Genomic DNA, 4,092 nt, shown 5'->3' with positions numbered 1-4,092 from the left:
GTGCGAAGCCTGGGACTACCTGCGCCGCGACAACCTCTCCGCCGCCGAGTGGGACACGCTGCAGCGCAAGACCTTCTACGGCCAGGAGAAGAAATCGCTGGCCTACGTGCTGGGCGTGATGAACCTGATCCTGCACGGCGTGGATGCGCCCAACATCCGCCACACCAACACGCTCGGCGAGAACGTGATGGACATCCAGCAGAAGGATCGCCACGACATCGTGCTGGCCAATCCGCCGTTCGGTGGTGGCGAGCGCAAGGAGGTGCAGCAGAACTTCCCGATCAAGTCCGGCGAAACCGCCTACCTGTTCCTGCAGCACTTCATCCGCAAGCTGAAAGCCGGCGGCCGCGGTGCCATCGTCATCAAGAACACCTTCCTCAGCAACACCGACAACGCCAGCGTGGCCCTGCGCAAGGAGCTGCTGGAAAGCTGCAACCTGCACACCGTGCTCGACTGCCCCAGCGGCACGTTCCAGGGGGCGGGCGTGAAGACGGTGGTGCTGTTTTTCGAGAAGGGCTCGAAGACGCGCAAGGTCTGGTTCTACCAGCTCGATCCGGGCCGCAGCATGGGCAAGACCAATCCGCTCAACGATGAGGATCTGGTTGAGTTCGTGGCCTTGCAGGCGAGCAAGGCTGAGAGCGACAAGAGCTGGACGGTGGCGGTGGCGGATGTGCACAAGGCGACGTGGGATCTGTCGGTGAAGAATCCGCACGCGCCGGAGGCCGAAGCGCTGCGGAGCCCAGAGCAGATCATTGCGGACATGCTGGCGCGGGATGCGGAGACGGCGCAGATTCTGGAAGAGATTCGGGGGATGTTGTGAGGGATAAAGTGGCGCCCATAATCGGATGGCCTATGGTTCCCTTGAACGAAGTAGCCACGATCAGCTTTGGAACACGTGTTACCAAGAAAAGAGATGCGGGCACTCTTTACCCGGTCTATGGCGGTGGCGGAGCGACTTTCGCATTAGACGAATTCAATAGGGAGAATTGCTTCATCGTCTCTCGATTCGGCATGTCCGAAGAATGTGTGCGCTTCGTCTGCGGAAAATTCTTCCTCAACGACAGTGGCCTCACCGCCGATACCCTCGATAAAGGCCGATTACATCAAAGGTTTCTGGACACTTACCTTGTCGGCATGCAACCTCAAATCTACGGATTAGGGCGCGGCACGGCACAGAAAAATCTGAACGTCAGTGCTTTCAAGGAAATGCTTGTCCCGCTTCCCCCACTGGAGGAGCAGAAGCGGATCGTTGCGGTGCTCGATCAGGCCTTCGCCGCCCTCGACCGCGCCCGCGCCCTCGTTGAGCAGAGTCGGTGTAATGCAAGCGAGGTTTTCGATAATGTTCTAGCTAGTGTAGACGGCGAGCAGAGGCTCTTAGGCAGTCTTGTAACCGTTCGAACCGGCAAGCTTGACGCGAACGCAGCCGTAGAAAACGGGCAATATCCATTTTTTACATGTGCGAAGGATGTGTACGCGATCGACAGATTTGCCTTCGACTGTGAAGCCATCCTGCTTGCCGGAAACAATGCCGTCGGCGACTTCAACGTCAAGCACTATCGAGGCAAGTTCAACGCGTACCAACGTACCTACGTCATCACAATCAACGACACGAACCAGCTCATTTATCGGTACCTATATTTCCAACTGGTAAGGAGCTTGAAGCACTTCAAGGAAGAATCCGTTGGCGCCGGAACAAAATTTCTGAAGCTCGGCATGATCAACGGGTTGAAAGTCTCGGTACCTACGGCCGCGCAACAACAACACGTTGTAACGATGTTGGACACCCTGCTCGAAAAAACCCAACGCCTCGAAGCCCTCTACATCCGTAAGCTCGCCGAGATCGACGAACTGAAAAAATCTTTGCTGAAAAAAACTTTTCCGGCCAGCTGACCTAGCCTTCGCGTCCGAACGAATCGGTGGACGGGTACCGGAGATGCTTTACGAATCCGGGTCGGTGGCGGGACCGCCAACCCAGTCGGTCTGGCCACCTTCGCTCAGTGCACCGGCGTCGAAGCCGTTTTTCAACGTGATGGCACGGGTTTGCAGGTGACCACTTGAGCGCAGGCGCTCGCAATACTTGTGCAGCGTGGACGCATCTTCGGTCAGGATGAGATCGATGTCTTCATGGCTGGCCTGAGCCAGCAATTTCACGTCATCGCGCACCACGGCACGGTTGTCCTCGGCGCCCCGCTGACCGAGCGCGTTCCACAGCTTTGCGGCTTCTTTCCCGTGCGGGACATTGAACTCGAGAATGCGGAAGTTGCCGAGCGGCAAGTCCGTGATGGGCTGCTTGATGCTGAATTCGGCCGCCACGATGGCCGAGAAATACATCGGCACATTGTTCGTCAGAAGGTGGCGGTAGTACTGCGTGGCAGTTGCGTGGTGAGGGCGATTTTCGCTGACCAGAGAAATCAGGAAGCTGGTATCCAGCAGCACCGACGCACTCATCCTTGACCGCTCCGCAGGGTTTCCAGCCAGTCATCGGGCACATCCGCCCATGTCTGCGTTCCCTTGCGCACCAGTTCACCGAAGGCTGCTTCGTCCCAGGTCGACGGGGTGTCCTCGAAGCCCAGCAGCGTGAGATTGCGCAGTTCGCCGTTGTGCAGGTTTTCCTCGGCGGAAATCCGGAGAATGGCCGGCTTGTAGAGACGATTGCGCTCCTCGTCACCCAGCAGTTTATGGCTGCTGGCAATGGTCAGCACCTTGCCGTTGTCCAGTTTCAGGTGGACATTCGCCTTGCTGGTGCCGCCCAGATCGGTGATCTGACCGTGCAGGTATTTCTTGACCTCTACCCACATGGCGGTCGTCTGGTCACGGTAGTCGGAGTGCGCATCCACGCGAACGAAGTTTGTGCCGTTCTGGTCGGCCAACGTGTAGCGGCGATGGGGGTTTTTGCGTGCAGCCGCCTGCCAGCGCTCGACAACGGCTGCACGCCTGGGGTCGATCAGGCCCAGTTGGGCGGGATTTTGCAGCTGTCCGACATCGGCCCACAGGTGAGCCGCTGCCAGCAGGCCGCTGGCAATCAGGACAAGCGAGCCTTCCGCGATGGCGATCATCACCTGGTTGGGATCGATATCCTTTCCCGATCCGGCAAGAAATTCGCCGACGTCCTTCTGGAACTGCCCCAGCAATGCCAGCGGAACGTGCGCAGGCCCGACCTCGGCATCCTGGATGCGGTCGTTCAACGCGAAGCGAAGGGTATTGGCCGGTTGCATGCGACCGATTGTAGTGTCTTGCCATCCCGATGGGGATGGCTGCCGGAGAACGGGCAATAAGAACCCCCGCGTAAGTTCCGAAGAACCAAGAGGCGGGGGCCATGTTGGGTGACATGTTAACGCACGGTGTTGCGCCTGCTGTTGATCTTGACCTCCACTCCCTTGTGAGGCGGTGAGACGTGGACGACAGGCCCGCAGGGGCATCGGCATGGATGCCGATGCCTTTTCGCCAGGACAGGAGTCCTGTCGAAAAGCCCGGCCGCGGCTCACGGACTTGGCGGGCGCAGCCCGACAAGCGCCGAGGAGGGTCGCCTTCTCTTGGTTACTTCTCTTACTCCGGGCATCCTGCCCTGCGCCCTTCGGGCCAGCTACGCTGTTCGCGCACGTTCCTGACGTGCGCGTGGCGATTCAAGAGAAGTAACGCGCCCTCCGCAGGAGGACGCAACGCTTTGGCTCTACTTGATGCGGCATGGACAACCTGTCCGCGATTTTCGATGTGCTGCGGCGGAACCTGCAGGTGAATATCGAGGTTCGTGCCGCGTGACGGGATGGTTCCTCCGTCCAGAAAAGCGAAAGGCCCCGGTGAACGCACCGAGGCGCTGACGCCGGCCGGGAACCCCCAACCCACTTGTTGACAAGTATCGGTGGCGCATCCATGGGAAGGCAAGATTTCGCGGCTTCTCGTGGGCGCTCAAGCGTTGCCGCCAACATGTGACACAACCGTGCTACATTCGCACAAGATGAATCCGCCCTGGAGTGTTCCATGAGCACCACGACCATCCGCCTGCCCGACGAGTTGAAGAGTCGCATCGCCGCCGCGGCGAAGAGGGCCGGGACCACGCCGCACAATTTCATTGTCGAGGCGATCGCCGAGAAG

4 protein-coding genes are annotated in these 4,092 nt (G+C 59.2%); 2 read left to right on the top strand and 2 right to left on the bottom strand.

Annotated features, from left to right (window positions below):
• Together VMV64_RS05980 and VMV64_RS05975 are read left to right on the top strand one after the other, a co-directional pair.
• The coding region (locus VMV64_RS05980; RefSeq protein ID WP_325329046.1) for an HsdM family class I SAM-dependent methyltransferase at positions 1–820 on the top strand (820 nt) is incomplete at its 5' end.
• A gap of 32 nt (positions 821–852) precedes the next feature.
• A complete protein-coding gene (locus VMV64_RS05975; protein ID WP_325329045.1) occupies positions 853–1,890 on the top strand; it encodes a restriction endonuclease subunit S in 1,038 nt (345 codons plus the stop codon).
• Positions 1,891–1,938: 48 nt separating this feature from the next.
• Here VMV64_RS05975 and VMV64_RS05970 read toward each other — a convergent pair whose 3' ends face one another.
• Positions 1,939–2,448 carry a PIN domain-containing protein gene (locus tag VMV64_RS05970; RefSeq protein ID WP_325329044.1) on the bottom strand — a complete coding sequence of 170 codons (510 nt, stop codon included), beginning with the start codon at positions 2,446–2,448 and terminating at the stop codon, positions 1,939–1,941.
• Complete coding sequence (locus tag VMV64_RS05965; protein ID WP_325329043.1) at positions 2,445–3,215, bottom strand: hypothetical protein; 771 nt, start codon at positions 3,213–3,215, stop codon at positions 2,445–2,447. Before VMV64_RS05965 ends, VMV64_RS05970 begins: the two co-directional genes overlap by 4 nt.
• Between the last annotated feature and the right edge of the window lie 877 nt (positions 3,216–4,092).

The sequence above is a fragment of the Sulfuricella sp. genome (assembly GCF_035531155.1).
In the GTDB taxonomy this organism is placed as follows: domain Bacteria; phylum Pseudomonadota; class Gammaproteobacteria; order Burkholderiales; family Sulfuricellaceae; genus Sulfuricella.
Note: the sequence above shows the minus strand (reverse complement) of the source record. Positions and strands in the feature narration are given on the sequence as shown.